The 25,628-nt window shown below is 64.8% G+C and carries 17 protein-coding genes and 1 pseudogene; 8 read left to right on the forward strand and 10 right to left on the reverse strand.

Translation table 11 applies throughout. The annotated features are described in order from the left end of the window. The first annotated feature begins 16 nt into the window (after nt 1–16). Nucleotides 17–439: a hypothetical protein gene (locus NRY95_02660; protein ID UYC18477.1), complete on the forward strand. Its 423-nt coding sequence runs from the start codon at nt 17–19 to the stop codon at nt 437–439. On the opposite strand, the gene NRY95_02665 is transcribed toward NRY95_02660, so the two are convergent. Further along, entirely contained in the window at nt 423–1,937 is a 1,515-nt protein-coding gene (locus tag NRY95_02665) for an MASE1 domain-containing protein (GenBank protein UYC16899.1), read from the reverse strand. The genes NRY95_02660 and NRY95_02665 overlap by 17 nt on opposite strands. 505 nt (nt 1,938–2,442) lie before the next feature. On the opposite strand from NRY95_02665, the gene NRY95_02670 reads away from it, so the two are divergent. The 3 genes from NRY95_02670 (at nt 2,443) to NRY95_02680 (ending at nt 4,789) form a co-directional block, all read left to right on the forward strand. Beyond that, nucleotides 2,443–2,736: a transposase gene (locus NRY95_02670; protein ID UYC16900.1), complete on the forward strand. Its 294-nt coding sequence runs from the start codon at nt 2,443–2,445 to the stop codon at nt 2,734–2,736. Then, nucleotides 2,733–3,593 carry an IS3 family transposase gene (locus tag NRY95_02675; GenBank protein ID UYC16901.1) on the forward strand — a complete coding sequence of 287 codons (861 nt, stop codon included), beginning with the start codon at nt 2,733–2,735 and terminating at the stop codon, nt 3,591–3,593. Before NRY95_02670 ends, NRY95_02675 begins: the two co-directional genes overlap by 4 nt. A gap of 182 nt (nt 3,594–3,775) precedes the next feature. Continuing rightward, on the forward strand, nt 3,776–4,789 hold the full coding sequence (locus tag NRY95_02680) for a hypothetical protein (protein UYC16902.1): 1,014 nt from the start codon (nt 3,776–3,778) through the stop codon (nt 4,787–4,789). Between the two features lie 394 nt (nt 4,790–5,183). On the opposite strand, the gene vsr is transcribed toward NRY95_02680, so the two are convergent. The 6 genes from vsr to NRY95_02710 form a co-directional block, all read right to left on the reverse strand. Next, nucleotides 5,184–5,579: a DNA mismatch endonuclease Vsr gene (vsr, locus tag NRY95_02685; GenBank protein UYC16903.1), complete on the reverse strand. Its 396-nt coding sequence runs from the start codon at nt 5,577–5,579 to the stop codon at nt 5,184–5,186. 47 nt (nt 5,580–5,626) lie between these two features. Then, the gene (locus NRY95_02690) at nt 5,627–11,140 is read right to left on the reverse strand and encodes a hypothetical protein (GenBank protein ID UYC16904.1); all 5,514 of its coding nucleotides are present in this window, start codon (nt 11,138–11,140) and stop codon (nt 5,627–5,629) included. Nucleotides 11,141–11,157: 17 nt separating this feature from the next. Next, nucleotides 11,158–12,690 carry a hypothetical protein gene (locus tag NRY95_02695; GenBank protein ID UYC16905.1) on the reverse strand — a complete coding sequence of 511 codons (1,533 nt, stop codon included), beginning with the start codon at nt 12,688–12,690 and terminating at the stop codon, nt 11,158–11,160. Beyond that, nucleotides 12,687–14,819 (reverse strand): hypothetical protein, encoded by a 2,133-nt coding sequence (locus NRY95_02700; GenBank protein UYC16906.1) that lies wholly within the window; start codon nt 14,817–14,819, stop codon nt 12,687–12,689. Before NRY95_02700 ends, NRY95_02695 begins: the two co-directional genes overlap by 4 nt. Nucleotides 14,820–14,837: 18 nt before the next feature. Next, nucleotides 14,838–16,118 carry a DNA cytosine methyltransferase gene (locus NRY95_02705; GenBank protein UYC18478.1) on the reverse strand — a complete coding sequence of 427 codons (1,281 nt, stop codon included), beginning with the start codon at nt 16,116–16,118 and terminating at the stop codon, nt 14,838–14,840. Between the two features lie 282 nt (nt 16,119–16,400). After that, nucleotides 16,401–16,994 (reverse strand): type IV toxin-antitoxin system AbiEi family antitoxin domain-containing protein, encoded by a 594-nt coding sequence (locus NRY95_02710; GenBank protein ID UYC16907.1) that lies wholly within the window; start codon nt 16,992–16,994, stop codon nt 16,401–16,403. A gap of 154 nt (nt 16,995–17,148) precedes the next feature. Between NRY95_02710 and NRY95_02715 the strand changes: the two are divergent. Together NRY95_02715 and NRY95_02720 are read left to right on the forward strand one after the other, a co-directional pair. Next, a pseudogene (locus tag NRY95_02715) lies at nt 17,149–17,345 on the forward strand (IS5/IS1182 family transposase). A 990-nt stretch (nt 17,346–18,335) separates the two neighbouring features. Continuing rightward, the gene (locus NRY95_02720; GenBank protein ID UYC16908.1) at nt 18,336–19,166 is read left to right on the forward strand and encodes an alpha/beta fold hydrolase; all 831 of its coding nucleotides are present in this window, start codon (nt 18,336–18,338) and stop codon (nt 19,164–19,166) included. Nucleotides 19,167–19,448: 282 nt separating this feature from the next. On the opposite strand, the gene NRY95_02725 is transcribed toward NRY95_02720, so the two are convergent. Next, complete coding sequence (locus tag NRY95_02725) at nt 19,449–21,008, reverse strand: YifB family Mg chelatase-like AAA ATPase (protein UYC16909.1); 1,560 nt, start codon at nt 21,006–21,008, stop codon at nt 19,449–19,451. 13 nt (nt 21,009–21,021) lie between these two features. Then, a complete protein-coding gene (locus NRY95_02730; GenBank protein ID UYC16910.1) occupies nt 21,022–21,291 on the reverse strand; it encodes an accessory factor UbiK family protein in 270 nt (89 codons plus the stop codon). A gap of 175 nt (nt 21,292–21,466) precedes the next feature. Here NRY95_02730 and NRY95_02735 point away from each other — a divergent pair, with 175 nt between their 5' ends. Beyond that, a complete protein-coding gene (locus tag NRY95_02735; GenBank protein UYC16911.1) occupies nt 21,467–21,805 on the forward strand; it encodes a P-II family nitrogen regulator in 339 nt (112 codons plus the stop codon). Between the two features lie 85 nt (nt 21,806–21,890). Here NRY95_02735 and speE read toward each other — a convergent pair whose 3' ends face one another. Next, nucleotides 21,891–22,742, reverse strand: a complete 852-nt coding sequence (speE, locus tag NRY95_02740; protein ID UYC16912.1) for a polyamine aminopropyltransferase — start codon at nt 22,740–22,742, stop codon at nt 21,891–21,893. Between the two features lie 367 nt (nt 22,743–23,109). Here speE and speA point away from each other — a divergent pair, with 367 nt between their 5' ends. Beyond that, entirely contained in the window at nt 23,110–24,999 is a 1,890-nt protein-coding gene (gene speA / locus NRY95_02745; protein UYC16913.1) for an arginine decarboxylase, read from the forward strand. Nucleotides 25,000–25,628: the final 629 nt, after the last annotated feature.

Consider the following 25,628-nt stretch of genomic DNA (forward strand, 5'->3'; position numbering starts at 1 on the left):
GAAAAGGAACAGTGTGATGGAGATGAAAGCAAAGACCCTGGCATTGGTCGTCGTCGCAGGGGTGGCCCTGTCCTTCCAGGCCCATGCGCAATCGTGCTGCCCTTCGGGCGGGCATGGCGTGCCGGCGGCCACCGGGCTGGGTGAAAGCGCCCCACGCGCAGCCAACCTCGCCACCGATTCGGCGTGGCGTATCTATGAGTTCCAACGCGACGGCGTGACCTATCTGCAGATCAACGACGCCACCGGCGTGGTCCGGGCCGCGGTCGGGCGCATCAACGAGACGTTGTGGGTGCTTCCGATGGGCAAGGACGTGGCCCGCGTGTCGCTGTCGGCCACGCCTGCCGCCCCGGGGCGCGTGGTCTACCAGACCGGGTATTTCGTGGTCTGGTTGCGGTCGGATGCGAAGGGCGATGCCTGGGTGGTCACTTCGCGAGATTGATCCCGACGCCGACGCGCTCGGAGACGAGAAAGCTCAAGGCCAACGCATGGCGGCGCCGGCAGGTGCCGCCATGCGTCTTGAGCCGGACCGACAGTTCCCGATCGGACTCGGGATGTTCGCGGCGGACGGCGTTGAGCACGGACGCATCGGCGGTGATGCGCACGACGATCCCCTGCATGCCCCGCACCCGCCATACCCGCGCCTGGATCAGGTGGGTTCGCGCAACGGGCAACGTTTCCACGGCGTTGAGCACGCAGCGATAGGCCACCAGCTGCAGCCCCAGCGAAAGCTTGCGGGGATCGCCGCACATCCGCCAGCGGAACTCCGTGTTGCAGAGATTGGCGAAGCTGACCGAGCGCAACGTGTGGTACAGGCCATGCGTTTCGATGCCCAGCGGATAGAGCGCAGTAACGTACTCATCGAGCAGTTGCGCCTGGATCACCCCGGTGCGCGTCATCTGCATTGCCGCCGCGTGGTGCCCCTGGGAGCGCAGGTACTCCACGACATCCCTGCGCATCCGATTGATCTGCACGGTGAGATCGGTGTAGTCGACCACCCGTTTGCGTAACGTGCGCTCGGCAGACAAGTAGCCGGCCTGTGCGAATTCCAGTGCCTGCTCACGCACCCGCCCGAAATCGCGCACTTGCCGGTAGGCGGCAGAGATGCGCGAGCCGAACGCAAACAGGCCGGTGGCGGTGACCGCGAGCAGGATCTGCACCGCGAAAGCCAGTGGGTCGTGCACGCCGGCTTCGACGGTCTTGGGCAGCGACAGGGCCACCGCGACGTTCGCCAGTACCACGCCAAGTGCCGCGCCGCGCCATCCATGGCGCAGGGTGAGCGCGATGGCGGGCACAACCAGCAACACCCTCAGGAACTGCCGCAGCACGGTGTCGCCGATGAGGGTGATAGCGACGAACAGAAGCGCAACCACCGCGACGGACGCCAGGCCTTCATGCAGCAGAGGGGACGGCCGGCGCACGGCTTCATCACGGCGCACCCAAAGGAGCGCCGGCAGGACGAACATCAATGTGCCCAGGTAGTCGCCCAGCCAGTACCGGATCAGGGTGTCGATCGGCGCAGGCCCCGATGGGCCACCCAGCGCGGCATTGAGCGCCATGTTGCACAGCGTGCTCCACAAGGCTGTCACCAGCGCGAGCGGCAGCAGCCAGTGGTCCTTGCGCGTCAAATCGGGAATATGAAAGCGTGCCGTGACGGGAAGCAGCGAGACCGCGGGCATCAAGAGGAACGGACTCAGGTATGCCCAGGTGGTGCTGGCACCCCAGTCCTCGACCCTCGGCACGCGCAGCACCAGCAGGGCCGCTGCGTCACCCGCCAGCAACCATGGCCATCGCCGCGCAGGCAGGAACAGCAGGCTGGCAGCGCGCAATCCTGCCGGCAAGTACCACTGGTCCACCGAGCATCGCCAAGCCAGCAAGAACGCGACGCAGTAGCCAACGCTCAGCAAAGCTCCCTTGGCAATGTCTTTTCCAGCGGCCATTCGACCATCCGTGGCTCGTGTCAGAGCCACTGTACAAGTCGCGCCCGCTATAGGAGTAGACATTTTGCCGTTCGATCAAGGTGATGGACTGCCGATACGTACGGCTTGGGATTGGATGGCTGGCCGCCCCGAGGCAAGCAGTCTTTGTGTCAGCGCCGCGGCGCGCCTAGCCGCGGACATCGCTTGCGCGTGTCTACACGGTCGCTGTGCTACAAGACCTAGGCTATGCCATTGTGGAGGCCACCGACGGCCTGGTAGGAACCAGCGTCCTGAAGAAGCGCAGGGTAGACTTGGTATTTACGGACGCGGCCTTCCCTGGCAGATAGATGGGAGCCTAAGCGGCGGCTCGCGCGCGCTAACTGTGGCCCGGCATCAAGGTACTCTTCACGATCGGCTATGCACACAGTGACATCGTCGCAACAGGCGCTTGGATCGTGGTGTCTGAACCTGTCCCACTGAAACGGACGCCAGGAAGCGATACTTTCATCGCAACCTGGAGGTTCCCATGCAACGCATTACCCGTCGTCGCTACACGGACGATTTCAAGGCCCAGGCGATCGCCTTGGCAGAGTCGATTGGTCGTGCCAAGGCGGCCCGTCAGTTGGACATGTCGGTCAAGACGTTGGGCAATTGGGTAGACGCTGCGCGTGCCGGCCGGCCGTGCAGTTCTCCCAGCCGCAAGCCGGTGAGTGAGGTGGAGAGCGAACTGGCTCAGCTACGGGCCGAGAACGCCACGCTCAAAATGGAGCGCGAAATCCTAAAAAAAGCGACGGCGTTCTTTGCCAGGGAGTCCAAGTGAGGTACGCCTTCGTCGCGCGTGAACGGACTCACTATCCGATCCGGATGTTGTGCCGCGTGCTGGCCGTGTCGGTCTCCGGCTTCCATGGGGACCTGCACCGCCGCGATCGCCCGGACCCGGAGGCGGCCCTGCGCGCCGACCTGCGCACGCTCCACGCCGGCAGCCGTGGCACCTACGGGCGCCCGCGCATGGTCCGTGCGCTGCGCGCATGCGCGCACGCCGTGGGCCACAAGCGCGTGGCCCGGCTGATGCGGGAGGAGGGGCTGCGTGGCAAGACCAAGGGCCGCTTCACGCCGCGCACGACGGACAGTCGGCATGGCCGGCCGGTGGCCGAGAACCGTCTGGATCGTCAGTTCGCGGTGGACAGCACGGTGCCGGCCTGGGCCGGTGACATCACCTACGTCCCGACCCGCGAGGGCTGGCTGTATCTGGCCACCGTACTCGATCTACGGACTCGGCAGGTGCTCGGCTACAGCCTGTCCGAACGGATGCCCGACGATCTGGTACGGCAAGCGTTCCTCAATGCCTGGTCGGCCTCGCAGGTCGGTGCCGGCGTGCTGTTCCACTCCGACCGCGGCAGCCAGTACGCAAGCGGCGATTTCGGCAAGACGCTGGCCACGCACGGCTTCGTGCCGAGCATGAGCCGCAAGGGCAACTGCTGGGACAACGCCGTCGCCGAGAGCTTCTTCGCCACGCTCAAGAACGAAGAGGCCACCGGCGTCTACGAGACCCGGGCCGCTGCCCACGCTGCTATCGCCAGCTACATCCATGGCTTCTACAATCCCACGCGCTTGCACTCGGCGCTTGGATACCTGTCCCCCAACGACTATGCCAAGACACTCAAGCAAGCCACGTAACCCGCTGCTTCTTGGCGTCCGTTCTTAGGGAGCAGGTTCAGTCTAACTCATTGGCAAGCCGTTTCCTTTGATGATTTGACCGCGAAGCTGAGGGGCGTACTCGAGTGCGAGGGCTAGGGGATGCTGTCAGTCCCGGTCAATCCAATCGCTTATTTGAAGCGCCGACGTGCCTCGACAATTCCATGGCGACCTCGCAAAAAAAATCCAACCCCTTTTCTCCACCGAAGGTGCCTGCAGGTGCTTGTAAGTTCGGCTGGCAGTATTGGAATGCCCTGTACCAGAAATTCGGCACTTCCGGTTGGTATTCCGAGGAGCGTTGGCAGTTGGCGGCGCTCCATTCCAAGTCAAGTCTCAACGCCTTGGCAAGGCAGGTGGCTTGCGGCTTTAAGGCTGCAGGGAGGCCTGCCCAAGTGTTGGTGGATTCTTTCTGGATCGATGGCACACCTCAGGTTCAAGGCCACTTGCCGAGTGGAAAGAAGCTGGCACAGTGCGAATTGGCGGACCTGCTGCTCATCGTGGAACAGAGGGACATGGCAGGGAACCTAATGATCCGCACTGGGATGCTCTTGCAAGGGAAGACCGTGAAACGCCACGATGCCCTGCCATCAAATCCTTCGACAAAGAAGGAGCGCCTGCTTCTGGAAGGCCTCTGCCGCGCCCGACCCTTATCGGTCTATAGGGACATCAAGCTGACAGGCCACATAGGGGACTATGTATTCGGCGTTGGTACGGGCCTGAAGGACTGTGCACGCTACTTGATGATGCCGAAGAAGGCGAACTGGTGCCCAGGCTGCACCCCGCACGAGCCACTTCAAATAGGATGGCCTAAGACGCGCTCTTCGAACTCAATTGCTCCGATGACCAGCTTCGTGGCAGCCATCCAGAACCTCGCGATCCATGGCAGCGTGGGGCGCGTGATCCAAGACAAAAGCCCTAGTGGTGCCTGTGAATGGTCAAGGTTGGTCTGGGACCTTCTGGGTGGCTTCAAATCTGGTCCAATGATGGGGTACGGCGGCCAGTCCCGAGCCAACCGCTCCAACTTGATGTCGTTCATCGCGTCGGACTACGGCGACTACCCCGAGGTTCCGCCCGTACCGCCGCCAGAACTAGCAAGTGCACGTAATGCGCCGCCGGCCATCAGTGTGATTCAGGTGAGCATTCGCACCCCATCGATCGACCGGCAGCCGGTGGACTGACCGATCGGAATCTGCAGGGGATGCACAGGGTCGGCCGTGCCCGCGGCCAATCATTAATGGTCGCGGTGAAGCAGGGGCCGCCGCCGTGCCGCTGGTTGGCGTGCCGAGCCGTACTCGTCTTGCGAGCATGTGCAAGCGGCGACTCGTTGTCCGCGTCAGGCATTGGCCGGCGCTAACGGTTTGCTTGGCGGCAAAGAGGGAATTCTCTAGGCTCGACGAGCCGCTTTCGACCAGGCTTACCGTGCGGCAGAACGAGCGCAGCGCTGTGCCCACGATAGTGGATGCCGGGCGCGACCCGTAAGACGCCCACACCTGTGACCTTTGCGTGCGTAGTCGTGTCCCCTCAATCAGGGCATTGTCACTCGCGCCGCAGGCTTCCACTTGGCGTGCAGCGTCAACCGCCGTGAGGGTTCTGCCTGATGGCGGCAGCAAGCCGTTCTGCCGTTTGCAGCGCCTTGGCGGGCGTGGAGAGTTCGCATTCCCAGGCTACGAGGACTCTCCAGCCTTGCTCTTCGAGCTGGGCCGCCACGCGCTTGTCCCTATCCGTGTTCTTCCCGAACTTTTCCAACCAAAATGCCGTGTTGCTCTTCGGCGTCGTGGCGATGCTGCACCCGGCGTGGCGATGCCAGAAGCAGCCATGCACGAACACGACTGTCTTGTATCGGCGAAACACAAGGTCTGGCTTGCCTGGAAGCCTCGTCCCATGCAGGCGATAGCGAAGCCCCAGGCGATGCACGGCCTTGCGAAGCGTGAGCTCGGGCTTGGTGTCCTTGCCTCGGATCCGGGACATTCTCTCCGAGCGTTCGCTAGGGGATAGGGAGTCGACCAAGTTGCCTCCTAGGTTTCCCCTGACGTGTCTTTCTCCAACTCGTAGAAGGGCAGGCCTCGTATTACCTCGCCGGAAACACCAGCCGTCTTGTAGAGGCAGTGGTGGTTGGCCAAGGTCTTGACCCTCTCGGACAAGTCTCCCAGGTCAGATGTGAAGCCAAGGGCGCCTAGTTCCGCGGGCGTTACATTCGGCACCTTGTGAATGAACCATGTCAGTAACGGATCGCGGTAGTCCGTTGTACCAGTCTTGAAGTGCCTCAGGTATTGCGAGGCCAGGATCACGCCGGTGCCAAACTCCCGGCCTTGCAGGAGCAGTTTGCGTAGGACATCGAACTCGTAGCGCATGATGTTGTCGGCCTCGTCGACTAGGAGGTACGAGTCGATCACGCGCAGTTGTGGATCGCTCCCGACGAAGGGACGCTTGGGTGTCCTGAGCATGTTCTCGTAGAACATGTTCAGCATGATGGCCACCAGCATGTTCTTGCTGCGGTCATCCTGGCCCATCGCGTCAAGCGACACCACGACGATGCCGTCGAGAAACTCGTCGAATGGCCTCGTCTTGGCAGGATCCTTCTCGAACACCTCCATGTCCACGAGGTCGTCGATGATCGCCATCGGCGCGTCGGACTTGCCCGCAAGCAATTCGCGGTACTCGGCATGGATGTCGTATATGGTTGGCTGCCGCCCTTGCGAGGAACAAGCCTCGTACGCGCTGCGGACTGCGCCCTTGAGCTTGTCGCGCTGTACCGGGCCTATGCCCGAGTACACCTTGTCGAGGACATCGGCGAAGAAACGGAACCTGTCCAGCCATGGGGCCACGGACTCTCCCATGGACGTGGTATCGAATAAGTTGAGCGGAAGACGCGAAGGCTTGACCACGCGTGCACCAGTGGCCGCGACGAATTCGGTACTGCTGTAGTCACGCTTGTAGTCGAATACCAGGAACCTTGGCTTGATGCCGCGGTTCTCTCGCCTTGCGGTGGCAATCTGGAATATTAGCGACTTCAGTAGCTGCGTCTTCCCGGTACCGAGGTCACCTACCACGCCGATGTTCAGGTGGTTTAGCCGCGTGTCCGACACGTTCAGGGCAAGCGGGCGAGGTTCGAATCCATCGACGGTCCTGCCTATGGAGAGGGCGATACCTGTGTCGTTCTCGCAGGATATTGTGGCCGCTGCTGCAGTTGGCGCGAAGGGTTCCTCTTGCACGAGGGGCCCGGCGGGAACCTCTTCTTCTGGGCGGGGCACTTGCACCGCGTCATCGCCCTCGGATTCCATGCCGCTGGATGGCGCTGATTGAGGATTCTCAGGCTCGACGGCGCGAGCTGATGCAGCACTGGCTGCAGGTGCAAGTGGAAGTAGGTTCCAGTCCCCGACCTTGGCGCGGACGGCCTCGTAGAACGCCTGGGCATCGCCGCCCACGATCCGCCCTGCGTCCATTGGCGAGATGGCGATGCTCTCGCGGAAGCCGTCCCCATCGTGGTCGTGCGCGTCGCTTAGGGGTGATCCATCCACCACGATGAGGCGACCATGGAGGTCTATTGTGATTTCGGGGGATGGGCCCAGTATCGCGGCTGCGATGCGCTCGTGGTAGCCGGCCCATCGCCCGGCCTGTTCCCTGACGAGCTCGTGCTGGCTGTAGACGCGCAGTCCAAAGCCGATCATTGAGAGCAAGAGGTGCTGGTATGCCAGCTTCCACGCCAGTGACTGGGTGGCGCGCAGCTCCATTGCCTTCAGCAACGAGGAAAGCGCCCTTGCCTGGCCAAGCGCTTCCTTCGCGTCGTTCGTGCTGAGGGTGTTGCTCTGCTGGCGGCATTTCACCTCTAGCGGGGTGAGGTGGATGCGGGTCGAGCCCTCGCTCACACGGAAGCCGACGACCAGAAGGTCTGGGCGAGAGAGCGACGCTTCCTTCCGGTCCTTGCCAAGCGATAAGGCTAGGTCAGCGAGATAGCCGCGGAAGGGATCCACTGGGATGATTATCGCGATGGAGGCATCGTCCGGCGTACCGGAGAGCACGGGCAGGAGGCTGTCCAGGTTGCCTGATGTACGGAACTGGTCCTGGAGGAGCCGGACCGCGAGGAATAGCCCAAGGTCGCCAGTCGCCCCGGAGTCGCCGCCGGACAGGCCGCGCACCGTCGGGATGCCTCGCCGGGCGACCTCGAGCAGGACCTGCTCGATTTGGCCTTCGTCGAGCTCGCTGCAGCCTGGCAGGGGGCGCAGGACCCGCCCGAGCGCATCGCGATCGGCGTCCCTCACTTGCGACAGCAGGTAGTAGCCACTGGTGTCGCCTGCACGGTGGGAGTATGACGGCAGGTCGTAGTCCCACAGGTACGTCCCCTTGATCCAGCCTCCCAGGAAACACGCTGGGTCGATCGCGGAGGAGGACACCGCGACGAAGCCAGCCTTCTTCTCCTCGAGCATGCTGGAGACAGCATGCACGTTGGGCGCGAACTGGAGCCCTATAGCGTCGTCGTGGCTATCCTCTAGGGCGCCGATGCAGTGGGCGACCTTGTCAGCGAACATCTCGCCCGAGGGCGGTGCCGCCAGGGCTTGGCGCGACTCGCTGAGGAATGCCCCATGTAGTTGGCGCCTGATCCTGTGACGGATCAGGCCCCCCGTCCCCAACGGGGAACGCATGCCTACGGAGGTGGATTCTGGTTGCGCCGAGTCCAACTGGGCAATGATCCCGAGGTCCGGCTTGGCTCCCGCCGGCTGCTTCTCGAACCAGCGGACGCGGTTGCTGGTGTCCTCTGACAGGTTGGCGATCGTGGCTTGGTCCGGACGCGAGCTGGATGGCCTCGTGTCGAAGACCTCTAGGATCCTCGAGCCCACGCCTTGCCGAGGAACAGTGGCCTCGCTAGCCCCGAATCGTCTGGTGCACCAGGTCGCTAGCCCTTCGGTGCAAGCATCCGTTGCACCACCACCACTCGATAGGACGACACTGACGATTGGCTTTGCCGCCAGAAGATCGGAGACGTCCTCGAGGGCGCGCGCGACCTGGGCAGGACTGAACCCACTGGAGATGCCACCCACGATCAAGCCGAATGCGTCGTCGAAGGGCGGCTGCCGCGACTTGTCTGCGATCTGGCCGAGTCGCGCGCCGTTCCACAGCACCGACCAATAGTCGGAGTTGCACTCGACGGACAGGAATGGAACGCGGTCGACACCGGTGGGCCCCCCGGGCGTCTGGAGCGACATGACCAGTAGGTCGGGTATGCAGTCCGGGTCCAGAATGCTGGCCGCAGGGCAGGGGCGCGGCACGTCGCCTTCGGCCGCGTCGTAGAGCACTCCTTGTGCGAGGCAATGCCAAGCCAGGCGCAGGGGATGCAACGGGGAAAGGATGATCGCGTCAGGCACGCGAGCGAGTGTTCGGCCGTCGGCCTCCCTCGGGCAAACAGCGACCACGTCCACCCAGCACGCTACGTCGCGATCTGCAGCGAGCCACGCCGTGTATGCATCGAGGTACGTCTCGACGACTGCGCGAAAGTCGGGGTCCCTGGCGAGCCACTTGCCAAGCGGTGCGGATTCCAGGAGGCCCGCTTGGTCGCTAGTGGCCCTCACCCGGCTGGCAATTTCCTTGCGGGCCTCGACGAACCCCGGCGGGGGCACGAACAGTGAAGCCTCGGGCCTTGGATCGTGGAGGAAGCGCGCCTCCGAAAGGACGGGGCCGGCGGGCGCTTCCCAGTCCGGGAATGTCCACTTGGTCGCATAGTCGTCGGAGAGCACCAAGGGGATGAAGGACCTGCCAACGCTCTGCTCATCGAGCATCCACGCCTGCAGGCTCGACGAACGAGCATGTCGATCAAGCTGCACGATTGCCTTGCTGTCGAATCTTTCCAGGTGCCGACGATTGAGCTTGATCAGGCGCTCGAACTCGCTCCGGCAACCTTCCTCCTTCGCCTCCTCGCACGTGACGTAGACCCTGCAGGTTTCCGTGCCTCGCCCTGGCACCACGAAGGAGACAACCAACTGGTAGTTGCCGTCGGCGTCTATCTCTACCTGGTAGCCACCGTCTTTCGCTGCATGAAGCTGTAGTGTTTGCGTCGCCTCCAGGGCTTGCTCCGTCGCATCGTCCGGCACTGCCTCTGCTTGCGTGACGGTGACGCCCTCGGCGCCGAGGATGAGGAGTTCGAAGCGTCCCGAGCCAGGGACCGACAGCGCGGATTCCCAATCCGCGCGTCCAACTCCCTTGCGGGGCTTCTTTGGCAGCGAAAGCTTGGATGCCATGCGGGATGTGACGATGATCCCCGGGAGCCAGCTTGCAAGCGACACTACCCGGGTGGTGGCGGCCCTTCGCCCGCTAGCGACCACCTTGTAGGTGGTCGGGGAGCGTTGGCCGCTCGAAGGAAGCACATCGTGGTACGGCGTTTTCGCCGCCGGTGCAACATGTATAGACGTGCCCGTCTTGCCGAGGGACCCGCCCGTGAGCAACACCTCGATCGCCTGGTCTGCAAGTGCCCCTGCCGATATGGAAAGCTCGACACCGGCGCGGACGATCGCGGGCATGCCAGGGGTCACGGGGAGAACGGAGTTGGTACAGCTGATCGCGAGGTCGCCAATCTGCGCGTCGGGTTCTTCCGCGAGGAGCTCCAGCCAGCACTCGCTCGTAAGGCCTAGCCACCACGATGGCGGGGGCTCGAGCTCAAGAGCCGTCGATGGCAAGTAGAAGGCCGAGGCGGCGCGCTCGAAGATCGTCGGTACGTTGCACCTTGCCTGCACGTGCGAAAGGAAGGCCTGAAGGGACTGCTTCGTAGACTCGGCCGTGGCAAGCGCCGCAAGGCGATCCACGCCGGCCTTGAACCCATCGGCCATCTCGTCGGCGATCCCGTCCAGGATGCCGAGTTGCAGCTTGGCCGCAATGCTGCCGTCCTGCAACGGTGGTACGCCACAGGCGAGCGCCAGGGCCGAGCCAGGCAGCAAGCCCTGCGTATCGTCATGGATGGAATAGAGGCGCGAGAGCAACTGCCACGTGCCTTCACCTGGAGCTACCTCGTCCGCCGACGCTGCCGTCCGCCTTACAAGCAACCTCGCGTCGTCCATTGAATCATCGGCGATGCCAGCATCCTTCAGGCTTCGACTAACCAGTTCCTGGATGAAGCCGTCATCCCACCACGTCTCGAACGTGGCGTGGCCCGTGTTGTTGGAGACGTTCATGCCGAACTCTTCCGTCGTCGAGGCCACCGACCTATTGTTGTGCTGGCCGGGTGGCATGAGCGCCACGAAGCTAGCCATGTTTGGATCGTTGCGGATATGTAGTAGATGGCTTTCGTCGCACTTGCCGGAAACGCCGATATCTGGATTGGGGCCAGCCCCCTTGCCAGCCGGAAGCTGTAGCAGCACGGGTAGCATGGCTTCTGCAGCGTCCTGGCCATGGGTGACGCTTATTCCACCGGGAGCGACGAGCTCGTCGAATACCTTCTCGAGGATCCCGAGCGGGGGCCCGTGGAAGACGAATCTGGACTCGAGCTTGTCGCTTGCTTGCTCACGCGCTGCGCCTTGGACCTTTTCGCGGATGATGCTGGCCAAGCTATGTACGAGTCTTTTCATTGTTCTTGACCTAGTGCCGGGTTCGCGGGAAACGGAGGGAGCAACAACATTCCGCTCTCTGCATCCGGGCTATCGAGCACTAGGCCGAGCATCCTGAGCTGGTGGCCGAGGTCGTTCCGGGCGATGTCCTGCCGGTCGACGATGACACCGTATGCCGCCAGGTGCTGGCTCAACCTGTGGATCGACCGGGGCCCTCCCATGCCGGCGAGCGCGCAGTGGACGAGTGCGAGGACGGCGACGGGCCCGAGGGACACGATCCAGGGACTCGAGGAACTGCTTCCCTTCTTCTTGAGCACGTAGCCCTGGTCATATCCTCTCAGCAATTGGACTGCCGTCTGCCGTTGGCCGAGCGTGTGCCTCGCAAACTCGAGGATGTTGGCGCCGATGCCCTTCTTGCAATTCAGCGCGCGAGCCTCTTGCTCCCTGATATCGACAAGAGCCGCCAGCGTTTCGGCATCCGATAGGAGCTTCCTGTTGTCACGGAGGTGCGCGCACAGACGGGCAACTCCTTCGCTCGACGAGATATCCTCAGGGCATGGGATACCTGCGTCGGAGAGCGACCAGAGGAGGGTGTTTATTCCCAACCGAGCGAGAAGGTAGCTAGAAGCCTTGTCCTTCAACCCGTTCAGGGCCTTGCCCCCGTATGCCATGTACTGAGCGCTAGCGGGAAAGATCAATTCCCGTGTCGCATCGGTCCCGACAGGGCCAGCGCCTTCGAGCGCCTCCGATAGGCAGCGCCAAATTCGTGCTTGCACATCGCAAAGCCATGTCACGTGCGCCACGGCGGCAAGCCGGAGGATCGCTTCCAGCAAACTTTCCCATTGCCGACGAGTCATCGAGTGCTTGGCCTGGATGAGCGCATGCAGGTCCTTGGCGAATCGGCGCGCGGGCATGAACCGCACATTGTCGAAGTCGTCGCTCGTGAGATTGGCGACCTCCGACCTGGGGACTGGCGCCAACTGCCAGGAAGACGCGTTCCCCCACGCGGCGGTTTCTTGCTCGAGCCAGCGCGCGAAGACATCGTCCTGGCTATCCACGCCGAGCGCGGCAAAGAGGGCTTCCCAGAGTGCTTTGGCAGCCTCGTGATCCGGGGAGCCGAGCCAGACCATGCGCCTCACGAGGCCGCCGGCCCGCCAGGAGTTGCTACTTAGTCGCGCCGATCCTGAAAACGGCGCCAGCGACGGAACGAGCGGAGTGACCTGCAGAAAGCGCTTGGCGGATTGGTTGGGGAGCTTTGGGCTTTCCAGTACTCCATGCAGTACCGCATTCCAGTCCTCCACGCCGAGCGTCGCGCCTGTCGGCGCCCCTTGCCTCTTGTCCCGCCGCTTCTGCAGTTTTTGATCCAATTCACGACCAGCCTGCGGCACGCTCCCTTCGCTGATGGATTCGAATCCAATGGTGCGGTAGAGGGACGCGACCAGCACCTCCGAGCTTGCGTATTCCGGCGCGGGGCTGATGGCAAGCGCGGAATCCTTGTATGCAGGGTGGGACGTTTGCCAGGGAGACTGCCTGAAAGCGGCGAGCGTCATGCTTGTTTCTCCTTCGCGACTGAAACGAACCTGTCGTCCCAGGAAGGGCTGACCTCCGTACCATCCGCACCGATCCTGATCCGTGCATCCCCGAGGATCCCAGGGTCCCTCACGATCGGGCCGGACAACCTGGCCTTGGTGGTATCGAGCAAGGCGACGACCGTACGAGGCAGGGATGCGGGCGACAAGCCGCGCTCCAGTTCCTTGACCGCCTTGAAAAGCTCGTATGTCAATGCGATTGATTGCAGGGATTGGCCGCTCCCCACCTCGAGGAAGCAGAGAGGGGATCGGGGCCGTCCGGCGGTAGGAAGGCGAAGCATCCTGACCTGGCGAACTGGCACTACCAAGATGGCTTGTCGCTGTTGCGGCGGAAGCGGTTGCCCAAAGGTGGTGGTAAGCGAAACTTCAAAGTCTTGCCCATTGTTGAGTAGGTTCTTCACCTGTTTCGCCACCTCGAACAACCTCTGGCCCCTGTCGTCGTCTTCTACTACTTGCTGGAAGGCCTCGAGGATGTTCACGTCGGCCACGACGGCAGAGCGCGTGCAGACGCTGCGCCTGACCAACCGACACGCGAAGTCGCGAACGATTCGCTGCAAGCGACTTGCCGCTGCCGGGTTCCTCCGGCGGACGGAGGCCGAGGAAAGCAAGTCATCTGCCTTGGCTAGCTTGCGCAACAGCTCGAGCTCGGTTTTTGCCAGTACTTGGTACTTGCGGACGAACTCGATACCGCCCACGATGGAGCGGCTGAACCGGGTGTCGAGCTCGCCAAGCAGTACCTTGCTCCGGCCGCTGACCGCCACCTCGACGTCAGGGCTAGCCATTGCCGGGTCCAGCAGGTCTACCAGGTTCTCCAGCAGGGAACCGATCGCCGCCGGCAGGTATGAGTCCTTGCGCTCCTGCAGGAAATGCTGGAGCCCTAGCAGGACGCGAACCTCGGGCTTCTCCTTGTCGAGCATTAAGTCCTTGATGCCGTGTCGCAACGCGCTGGCTGCTTCCGGTTCCCAACGATGGAAAAGCGCGTGCTGGTAGCCGGAGGTCGCAAGGTGGAATGCGGCGGTCAACTGCTGTCGCCGGGGGGTGCTCGCTTGTTCGGCCGCCTTGTCTTGCTCCATCAAGTACGCGGCCCACTGGCAAGGATCGCCTTGCTGGTCCTGGCCTGCAGGGCGGCTGCCCGCGAGCAAGTAGGAGACAAGGGAGAAGAGATCGCGGAAGCTCCAGCGCTTGCCACTTGCCAGTTCGTACCAGCGCAGGATCTGAAGCAATGCGATACGGGGCTCTTCGCGAGCTAGCAGGCGCTGGCTATGGCAAAAGGGGCAGTCGTCACCGGCGGGGCATTCGCCGGCACCGGGCCAGTGCGTCGGACTCGTGGCGTATGCAATGAGGGTCGAGGCAGGAGAGGGTAGCCCCTCGTCGGGACTGACCAGCAATGACTCGACATCCATTGGCCAGACGGCAACTTCAGGGAAATCGACCAGCGGCCAGCATGAAGGCGCGGTGGAAGAAAGGCTGACGGACCGTGTGACCGCCTCGAGCAAGTCCCGCGCTCGGCCAAGGCCATGGTCAAGCGCGTGGATCAATGCGTCGTCCAGAACACCACGATTGACGCAGCACAGATAGTAGCGTCCAGGGGTGCTATCGAGCAGTCCAAGAAGCTCCTCCACCAGCAACTCCGGAGCGGGGCGTCCCTCTTGCCCGGCCGTGGCTGACGCGTCCTGCACGATGGACAATTGCATCTGCCGTGGCACGGAGGCGAGGTTACCCGCGTCGATGTCGACAACCCGGGCGACGGCTTTGCCGGCGGGTGGGTGGAACGCCTCTGACAGGCTTTCGATCAGCTTTCCCTTGGCTGCCAGTCCCTTGTCTAGGCAGTTGATCGTGTGCTCGATCGCCTCGGTCTTTCCGTTCCCGGGGCCACCTACCAGTAGCAGTATGCGAGGGGTTCCCGGCGCTCCGGATGCTGCCTCCTGCGCCCAGACCTCGAGCCGCGAGATCAAGCGAGTACGCAGCAGCTCCCTGCCAGGCCGGCCGCTGCCAGGATCAAACAAGCGCTTGACGCCACCCGAGTGATGTCCGGCCCATTCAAGGAGGTCCTTCGGGAACCTTGGACTCGCCTTCGATGCATTTTCCATGAGTTCCCTCTACCTTCTTTATGCCATGGCCACTGCGAGCGCGGGCTGCCTTGCCACGCTAGCTCTTGCTTGCTGTTTGGTCGATTGCTTCAACTGGTCGAGGATGGACATAACGGCAAGGCCGATGGCCTCGGCGAGTAGCGGGGGGACTGCGTTGCCTACCTGGGTGTAGCGGGGGCATTCCTTGGTACGCATCTTGCCGCCGGTCGTGAACTTGCCGCGGAAGCGAAACCAGTCAGGGAAACTCTGCAACCGGGCGCTTTCCCGCACGGTGAGGATCCTGGGCTCGGAGTAGTGAAGGACATCGTCCGGTAGGGTGGTGATCGTCGGCGCGGGTTCCCAGGCCGACATGGGGTAGACCCGGTGTTTCTTGATTCCGAACCGTGCCCGGCTTGCCTCGTTCATCCTTACTCCTTGGGTGCACTCCTTGATGATCGCCCGGAACCGCTCCCGTACCTCGTCCCCGTGCCGCGCGAGGCGCATGCTGTCCATGGCATCAGTCCGGCAATGCTTGTGCATCAGCTTCTGGTAGCTAGTCGATGGGCCGAGATACACAGGCTCTTCGAAACCCTTGGGCGAGAAGGGATCGACGCAAGTGGTGGTGAAGGTGCGCTTGACCAAGAGATCCGATATCGCATCTTGGGCCGAGACAAGCTTGGTCTTGGGAAGCCCATGCTTGGCGAGCATCTCCAGCCGCTTCGACCCAAGTGCCTTGAAGGCATGCATGACGCCTCCCTCGAGCCTTGACGCTAGATGCCCAGCTATTCCAATGACGATCAGGCGCGAACGCCGCTGGGGCACCCCGAACAGGGATGCATCCACGATCTGGCCGTGTACTTCATAGCCAATGCCTTCGAGGCTTCTCTTGAGCTTCTCGTAGTAGGACTCCGGGACCTGCGCCTCCGCTCCTTCTTCCTGCTCGATCCCCTTGCTCGAATGCGCGACCTTCATACCAGGAACGTTCTCCAGTACCAGGATCGACGGCCGTATGGCGTCTACGACCTGCACGTACTTCTCGAACAACTGGTTCCGGGGGTCGGCCTCCTGTCTCCGGCCAGCGAAGCTAAATCCCTGGCATGGCGGGCCGCCAGCGAGCACATCGATCTCGCCCCGAAGGCCGGCAAGTTCGCCACGATGGTTGTCCAATAGCTCGTCGATACCGCAGGCCTGCTTTTTCAGCCAGGATGGCCAATCGAACTTGTCGACCGGAACTTTCCTGTCCCCGAGGAAGTTGTCGGAGAACGTCTCGAACGCCATCGGGTCCCGCTCCACGGCGAACCTGCCTTGTAGCCCTGCCATGGACAGTCCTAGCGAAAGGCCGCCACAGCCGGAGAATAGGTCTACGAATTTGTACTTGGACATGTATGGGCTAGGTTTCTTGGTGTCGGGCTGGACAACGTGATCACGGGGGACGTAGTTGCCCTCCCGCCTATCTGGCGTGCTCCCTGGATCGTGGGCATATCGGCGCGGCTGGCGCATCTGCTTGGATCTCGCCGTGTCTACGCCATGGAGAAGGACGTTCAATTGCGCGCCTCTGCGGGCGCAGTGGAAGGGAGGTCCGCAAGGCAACCGGCCATGGGCTCAGCCACGTACGGACTCCTTGCCGATCGCCTGCGCCAGCCACGATGGAAGGATGGCGCGCGAGCTCGTCAGCGCGTGCCATTCAGGTGGGGGAAGGGTGCGTCGTAGTGCGATCAGGGCCTTGCTCGCATGCGCCGGGCCCATCCAGGCAAGGGCGCGTATTGCTGCACCTGCCGGACTGCTGCCCAGCACCAGCATCCATTGGGGCGCGTGCTTCACGAGCACCTCCGAGCGTCCAAGCTGCAGCTTCTTGGTACGCCCGGACGTGAGGAAGACCTCTTCTGCAGGCACTTGCCTGGTCAGCCCCAGAAGGTTCGCGGCACTGGCTCCATGCGAGGCGACCATGTCGCCGCTCTGCTCGGCGATTGACTTTACGACCTTGTCGGGCGAAGGCGGGCGTGCGCCGGACCGGCAAGGGACCGGGGCAACATATGTTCCCCGCGCGACACGTAGCAACTTGCCCTCCTTCGCAAGGCGAGAAAAGGCTTGGTCAATCGCGGCCCTGCTTCCAAGATGCAGGAATTCCTTTGGGGAAAGGACGCCTCCCTCGGTCAGGGATCGCGCATGCAGCATGATCGACTCTGGCAGGTTCATGTCAGCCCTCGTGGGAAGTAAGAATTCTACGTCAGTTTCTGACATTCTGACTGCTGCCATGCACCGTTAGGGCACCTCATCTTTGCCTCCTGTCCTCTCACAGCTTGCGATTGGCGGCAATCGCAAGCACTGGATCGAAGTATTCTTCCCCTCGATCGAGCCCGTTCAGAGAAGCTGCTGTGACGCGGAGTACAACGGCAAGCGCAAGCGGACGCGTCGAGAGGTGTTTCTGTCCGAGTGGATCAGGTGGTGCCGCGGAGGGCCTGCTGGTGCTGGTCGACCGCACTACCCGAAGCCTGGCAGCCAGGCCGTCAGCCATACCCGCTGGAGACGATGCTACGCATCCACTTTTTCATGCGACACCGTGCAACATCTGGCATAGGCCGTTGCGATGAAGCTGTCAGGTCTTCTATTGGGCAAATGTGAGCTTGCCGGTCAGTGTGTTTTGAGCTTCTATGACTTGATTTGGCTCGGCTTTCTGCGCTACTCGCCCGCGATCAATGTAGCGCGCTCGCGCGCGTTCAACGCAGAGCATCTGGCTGGAGGGCAAGGGTCACTACGGCATGGACTTGAAGTCAGGCAGGATCAGTTAGAACGAAGGCTGTTTGCATTCTGAAGAAGAGGGCGAGGCTTTGGACCGGCAGAGTCACTTCTGCTGTGCCACCCTGATTCAGCTATGGCTTAGTTGCGTGCTGCTGTCCAATGATGTCCATGGATGTCTACAAAATTTGGGGGCATTAATGGGGGCATTTGTGCCTTGAATTCTGCATTTTTCATTTATAGAACAAGAGATTGTGCTTAAATTTCGAATCCCTCCGGGTCCCCAGCCTGCATGGCCTCTTCGACCGCGAATCCTGCCGGTGGTGGACACCGCCTTCGGCGCTGCGGCGATCGTCGGCCTGCGGCGTATGACGCCGCTGCGCGGACTAGTACGGCTCGGGATGCCGCGCTGGCACCCTCTGCGTCGAAAGGCCGGCGCGCACTGCGTGTCTCTCCGCGCGCTCCGCATCATCGTCCATCGCGCATGGAATTCCTTCCGCCGCTGGCCTGCATCGCCTTCGGCATTGCGGCGACCGGCGGTCTTGGGCGCGTGACGCCGCCGCTCCCCGGGATGCCGCGCTGGATTTCGCTGGGCTGCATCGCCAGCGCGTGCGGCGCACACAACACGACGTCCTCCGTCGTGCCGGCGCCGCCGCTGAGACGCTCGCGGCCGCGGTTTCTACGTTCGCGGCGGTCCAGGGCGGGCCATCTCTTTCGCATCCTCTCCGGTGCCCGTGTCAGCGAGGCCGCCATGAATGTCGTGGGGCGGGCTCCGTTGCGGCCCCTTGCCGGAGGCCACCGGTGATCGGTCCGCGCACCCCGCTAGGCAAGCCTGCGGTGCACTTGCTGGGCGACGACGATGCGCTGGCCTACCTGCGGCTCGGCGACGGCGCCCCGGTGGTGCTGGTGCATGGTGCGCTGTGCGACTACCGCTATTGGGCGCCGCAACTGCGCGGCCTGTCCGAGGGCTTCGAGGTCGCCGCACTGAGCCTGGGCCAGTATTTCCCGCAGTTGCCCTCGTCGCTGCGGCATCGCTTCGGCTGGCGTTGGCATGCGCAGCAGGTTGCCGGGTTCCTCGCCAGCTACGGACAACCGGTGCATCTGGTCGGGCACTCGCGCGGTGCCGCCGTGGCCTGGCAGGCCGCGCTGCGGCAGCCGGCGGCGATCGCCAGCCTGAGCCTGTTCGATCCGGGCGGGCCGCAGCCGCAGGGCCTGCCGGAGGAGGTGGTGGCGATCCGCGCGCGGGCGATCGCCTTGCTGCGCGACGGGCAGGTCGAGGTCGGCCTGGAATGCTTCGTCGATTCGGTCAGCCAGCCCGGCGCCTGGGCGCGCAGCAGCGCGACGTTCCGGCAGATGGTGCGCGACAACGCGCAGACCCTGGTGCCGCAGATCGGCGATGCGCTGCCGGCCTACGACCGCGAAAAGGCCGCGGCGCTGGCGCTGCCGGTGCTGCTGGTCAGCGGCGAACTGAGTCCGGCGCAGTACCGCGACAACGCGTCCGCGCTGGCCGAGTGGTTGCCCGATGCGCGCCACCACGTCCTCGCCGGCGCCTCGCACGGGATGACCTTCACCCATGCGCGGCGCTGCAATGCCTTGCTGGCCGAGTTCGTGACATCGGTGCCGGTAGGTTGAAGCCACGCAGGCATCCGCGCTGACGGACCGTCGCCCGTCGCGCGGAAATGATCGGAAGCGATGCTGGCCGGCATTGCCGTGATGTGCGGCCAGCAACCGTGGTCGGCGGCAGGCGGCGGGATGGCGCTATCGCACAACTGCGGCGCTTTGTGTGCAGCGTGCCCTGCTGCGTCGCCGCCGCACCCGCTTGCGGCATGCGCGTTGCGGTATGCCAGGCCGCTACGCGGCTCCGTGCCGTGGACGCATGCAGACCAGGCGGCTGCTGCGCCTGCACGCTTGGCGCTATCGCGCCGCGTGCCGCGCTTCGCCTGCGCGCGCAAACGAACCCGGCTGAGGCGAAGTGGGCTCGCCGCGATCCAGTTGCCGATAGCCGATCGCTTCGGTCAGGTGCGCGGTGGCGATCGCGTCGCTGCCAGCCAGATCGGCGATGGTGCGCGCCACGCGCAGGATGCGGTGCAAGGAGCGCGCCGACAGGCGCAGGCGGTCGATGGCGTGTTCCAGCAGCGCTTCGTCGCGCGGTTGCAGGCGGCAGTCGCGCAGGGTTTCGCTATGGCCGAGCTGGCCGTTGGGGCCGCCGGCGCGTGCGAGCTGGCGTTGCCGCGCCTGCTCCACCCGGTCGCGCACGGTGGCGCTGCTCTCGCCGGGAGCGGCGTCGGCGCGCAGCGCCTGCGGCGGCAACCGTGGCACATCCACATGCAGGTCGATGCGGTCCAGCAAGGGGCCGGAGATGCGCGCGCGATAACGGCGGATGCTGTCGTCGCTGCAGCGGCAACGGCCGCTGGCATCGCCGGCCCAGCCGCAGGGACAGGGATTCATCGCCGCGACCAGCTGGAAGCGGGCGGGGAATTCGGCGCTGCGTGCGGCGCGCGAGACGGTGACCGTGCCAGATTCCAGCGGCTCGCGCAGCACTTCCAGCGCGTGCCGGTTCCACTCGGGCAATTCGTCGAGGAACAGCACGCCGCGATGCGCCAGCGAGATCTCGCCCGGGCGCGGATGGGTGCCGCCGCCGACCAGCGACACCGCGCTGGCGGTGTGATGCGGTGCGCGGTAGGGCCGCTGCCGCCAGCGCGCCGGGTCCAGACCGCGGCCGCTGACCGAGGCGATCGCCGCCGCTTCCAGCGCCTCGGCCTCGCTGGCCTCGGGCAGAATCCCGGGCAGGCGCGAGGCCAGCAGGGTCTTGCCGCAGCCCGGGCTGCCGATCAGCAGCAGGTGGTGGTGGCCGGCGGCGGCGATCTCCAGCGCACGCCGCGCCTGCGCCTGCCCGCGCACGTCGCTCAGGTCGGGAAACGGCGTGGCCGCGGCCGGCAGGGCTTCGGCGGCGGGCAAGGTCTTGGTGCCGTTCAACAGCGCGCAGACCTCGAGCAGGGTGCGCGCGGTGAACGCCTGCACGTGCTGCGCCAGCGCCGCTTCGGGACCGTTGCCCGCCGGTACGATCAGCGTGCGTCCGGCCTGCGCGGCGGCCAGTGCCGCCGGCAGCACGCCGTCCACCGGGCGCAATTCGCCGGTCAGGGCCAGTTCGCCGAGGAATTCGTAGTGGCCCAGCGCCTGCGGGTCGAGTTGCCCGGCGGCGGCGAGGATGCCCAGCGCGATCGGCAGGTCGAAGCGGCCGCCTTCCTTGGGCAGGTCGGCCGGGGCCAGGTTGACGGTGATGCGCCGCGCCGGGAACTCGTATTGCGCACACAGGATGGCGGCGCGTACGCGATCGCGCGATTCGCGTACCGCGGCCTCGGGTAGGCCGACGATCTGCGTCGCCGGCAGTCCGCCGGACAGATGGACCTCGACCCGAACCGGAGGCGCAAGCACCCCCGCGCGGGCACGGCTGTGCACCAGCGCCAGGCTCATGGTGGCGGGTGGGTCAGGCTTGCGCGGACGGCGCGTCGCCGCTGCGCGCGGCTTCCAGCGCGGCGACGCTGCGTTCCAGCGCTTCCAGCTTCTCGCGGGTGCGCAGCAGCACCGCGCGCTGCACGTCGAATTCCTCGCGGGTGACCAGGTCGAGCTTGCCCAGCCCGGCCTGCAGCGCGCTCTTGAAGGTGCTCTGCAGTTCGTCGCGGGATTCGCGCAGGCCTGGCGGCACCAGGTCGCTGAGGCGGCGGGCGAGGTCGTCGAGGTGATTGAGGTCGATCATGGCGATGCTCCGGCAGGGAGCGCCAGACTGCGGCACCCTTCGGTTCGGGGCCATCGGTATCGGGCGCGGCGCGCTGTCGGAAAATTCCGGCGATGGGGCGCGCGCCATTTGAACCCGGCGGCCGGGTATCGCGCAACCGCGCTATCCTGAGGCCATTGTGATTGGAGAAAGCCGCATGAAGATGATCATGGCCGTGATCAAGCCGTTCAAGCTCGACGACGTGCGCGAAGCGCTCGCCGCGCAGGGCGTGGCCGGCATCACCGTCACCGAGGTCAAGGGTTTCGGCCGGCAGAAGGGCCACACCGAGCTGTACCGCGGCGCCGAGTACGTGGTCGATTTCCTGCCCAAGGTGAAGCTGGAAGTGGCGGTCACCGAGGACCAGGTCGAGCGCGTGCTCGAGGCCATCGTCAAGGCGGCCGGCACCGGCAAGATCGGCGACGGCAAGGTGTTCGTCTACGACCTGGGCACGGTGGTGCGGATCCGTACCGGCGAACTGGATGCGGACGCGCTGTAGCGGCTGAGGCGGCGCCGCCCATGCGACACCGGCAAGCCGGTGTCGCGTTCCGCGGTCGCTGCGGCCGGGCGTCGGGGCCGGTCGCTCAGGCGCCCAGCGCCTCGGCCACGAACGGCGGCAGCACCTGGGTGCCGGTGTGCAGGTGCGCGCTGTAGTAGCGGGTGGCGAACGGCTTGGCCGCCGCGTCGGCCTGGCGGAAGTCGAAGCCGCCGGACTTGCGCGCCAGGGTCACGCTCCACCAGCCGGTCGGGTAGCACGGCTGCGGGAACGGCACGGTGTGGAAGCTGGCGAAGCCGGCCTTGCCCATCTCGGTGCGCATTTCCTTGATCAGGTCCAGCAGCGCCAGCGGCGATTCGGACTGCTGGACCAGGATGCCGTCGTCCTTCAGCGCCTCGAAGCAGCTGGCGTAGAACGCCTTGTTGAACAGGCCTTCGGCCGGGCCGACCGGATCGGTCGAATCGACGATGACGATGTCCACGCTGCCGGCCGGGCAGTTGGCCATGTAGGCGATGCCGTCGTCGAACAGCAGCTCGGCGCGCGGATCGGCGTTGGACTCGCACAGTTCCGGGAAGTACTTCTCGGCCATGCGCGTGACCTGCTCGTCGATGTCGCACTGGGTGGCACTTTCCACGCCCGGGTGCTTGAGCACCTCGCGCAGGGTGCCGCAGTCGCCGCCGCCGATGATCACCACGCGCTTGGGCGCGGCGTGGGTGAACAGCGCCGGGTGGCTGATCATCTCGTGGTAGAAGAAATTGTCGCGTGTGGTCAGCATCACCGCGCCGTCGATCACCATCAACTTGCCCCAGTCGGTGGTGTCGTAGATCTCGATCTTCTGGAACGGCGACTGCACCTCGTCCAGCTTGCCGGTGATGCGGTAGCCGATGGCCGAGCCGGTGGGCTGGAAGTGTTCGATGTACCAGTTGTCGTTGGCGCTCATGCAGAAGATTCCTAGGAAAGCAAGAAAGAAGACGGACTCATCCTTCTCCCACCGGGAGAAGGTGGCGCGACGCGCCGGATGAGGGTGGGGCGCAGCCTCACGCAGCTAGACCACGCGACGCCAGACACCACCCTTCGCCGGATGAGGGCAGGGCGCAGCCCCGCGCAGCCAGACCACGCGATGCCGGCCCAACCCTGCGCCGGATGAGGGTGGGCGCGGCCTCGTGCACCCGAACCGCGCGGCACGCGAACCCTCACCAGACCCCGCTCCGCCGGGGAGAGGGGCGTCAGGTCGGCACGGATTGTAACGGAGCCCACGCGTAGCAGGCGTTACAATCCACGCCCCTTTTCCCCGCCGAGCCGCCACGATGAGCGATTGGTCCCTCGACCAAGCCCGCAAGACCTATTCGATCCCGCACTGGGCCGATGGGTATTTCGACGTGGATGCGGCCGGCCGGGTGGTGGTGCGGCCGCAGGGCGCCGACGGCGTGGCGATCGCGCTGCCCGAGGTGGTGGACGCGGCGCGCGCGGCCGGCGCCAAGCTGCCGATGCTGGTGCGCTTCCCGGACATCCTCGGCGAGCGCCTGGGCAAGCTGCAGGCCGCCTTCGCCCAGGCCCAGGCCGATTGGGACTACGCCGGCGGCTACACCGCGGTGTACCCGATCAAGGTCAACCAGCACCGCGGCGTGGCCGGCACCCTGGCCAGCCACCAGGGCGAGGGCTTCGGCCTGGAAGCGGGCAGCAAGCCGGAACTGATGGCGGTGCTGGCGCTGTCGCGGCCGGGCGGGCTGATCGTGTGCAACGGCTACAAGGACCGCGAATACATCCGCCTGGCGCTGATCGGGCGCAAGCTGGGGCTGCAGACCTTCATCGTCATCGAGAAGCCGTCGGAGCTGAAGCTGGTGCTGGAGGAGGCGCGCGCGCTGGAGGTGAAGCCGGGCCTGGGCGTGCGCATGCGCCTGGCCTCGCTGGGCGCGGGCAAGTGGCAGAACAGCGGCGGCGACAAGGCCAAGTTCGGGCTGTCGCCGCGGCAGGTGCTGGACCTGTGGAAGACGCTGCGCGACACCGAGTACGCCGAGTCGCTGAACCTGCTGCATTTCCACATGGGCTCGCAGATCTCCAACGTACGCGACATCGCCAACGGCATGCGCGAGGCCACGCGCTACTTCGTCGAGCTGTCCAAGCTGGGCGCGAAGATCAGCCACGTCGACGTCGGCGGCGGCCTGGGCATCGACTACGAAGGCACCCGTTCGCGCAGCTACTGCTCGATCAACTACGGCCTGCATTCCTACGCCAGCAACATCGTGCAGCCGCTGGCCAACGCCTGCGAGGAGCACGGCCTGGCGCCGCCGCGCATCGTCACCGAGTGCGGCCGCGCGATGACCGCGCACCATGCGGTGCTGATCGCCAACGTCTCCGAAGTGGAGCAGGCGCCGGAAGGGCGCGTGCCCGACGCGCACGCCGACGAGCCGGCGGCGATCCGCCACCTGCGCGAGATCCACGACGAACTGGACGTGCGCCCGGCGGTGGAGCTGTTCCAGGAAGCGCAGCACTTCCATGCCGAAGGCCTGTCCAGCTACGCGCTGGGCCAGATCGACCTGCCGCAGCGCGCGCGCATCGACGACCTGTTCTATGCGATCGCGCATGGCGTGCGCGCGCGCCTGAGCCACGAGGAGAAGAGCCACCGCCCGGTGCTGGACGAGCTCAACGAGCGGCTGGTGGACAAGTACTTCGTCAACTTCAGCGTGTTCGAATCGATCCCCGACGTGTGGGCGATCGACCAGGTGTTCCCGATCGTGCCGATCGAGCGGCTGAACGAAGCGCCGGCGCGGCGCGGGGTGATCTGCGACATGACCTGCGACTCCGACGGCATGGTCAAGACCTACGTCGAGAACGAGAGCCTGGACAGCTCGCTGCCGCTGCACGAACTGCGCCCGGGCGAGAGCTACCGGATCGGCTTCTTCCTGGTCGGCGCCTACCAGGAGATCCTCGGCGACATCCACAACCTGTTCGGCGACACCGATGCGATCGAAGTCAGCGCCGATGGCGACGGCTACCGCATCGCCCAGCAGCGCCGCGGCGACACCACCGACGTGATGCTGGACTACGTGGGCTATGCACTGGCCGACCTGCGCGCGGCCTACGCCGAGCGCGTGGCCGCCGCGCAACTGCCGGCCGAGCAGGCGCAGGCCTTGTCGGCGGCGCTGGAAGCGGGGCTGACCGGCTACACCTACCTGTCGGACGAACCGCTGGGCTGAGCGGCCAGGCACGCGGCGGCCGGCGCGTGCCTGCCGGCCCGCGCAGCGATCGGCGCGCACGCCTCGACCGGTGCCGCTTCGCCCGCGGCAGCGCATCTGCCGCAGGCGATGCGGCGTTCCGGCGTCGCCAAGGCCGCCGCCGTGCCCGGGCGGTGCTTGACCTACCGGGCGCACCGTTTTCGCGCGCGCCTGGAACCGCTGCAGCGCACGGATAGCCGCGTCGATCCACCTCGTCGCGCTCGCCCGCCCAGCTGCGCGGGCCATCGGCTTGCGCCGTGCGCTATCGACGCAAGGTGCTCCAGGCATGGCGCTGCCGCTTTGGATGGACGGCATGCTCGATGCCGATGGATCGACGGCAACAGTGTTCCGAGTCACTGTCCACCGGCATGTCTACGGTAGGGGACATGGAACTGGGATTTGCCGCACTTGCCACCGGTGGACAGCCTGCAGATGCGCAAGGAAACTCCTTGTAACGAATTCGATTAACGAATTCGATTATTCGTCCGATTATTGACCGCCGAGCTGTTTTCTTCGGCAGTCGCGGTGGCGTGCTTGTGGGTTTTTCGATCAAGTGAATGATCATTCGTCGTCCTGCCGCGGATCGACGTGTAGGAGTGTTGTCGCAATTC

The sequence above is a fragment of the Xanthomonas campestris pv. phormiicola genome, assembly GCA_025666215.1.
Taxonomy (GTDB): Bacteria; Pseudomonadota; Gammaproteobacteria; order Xanthomonadales; family Xanthomonadaceae; genus Xanthomonas_A; species Xanthomonas_A campestris_A.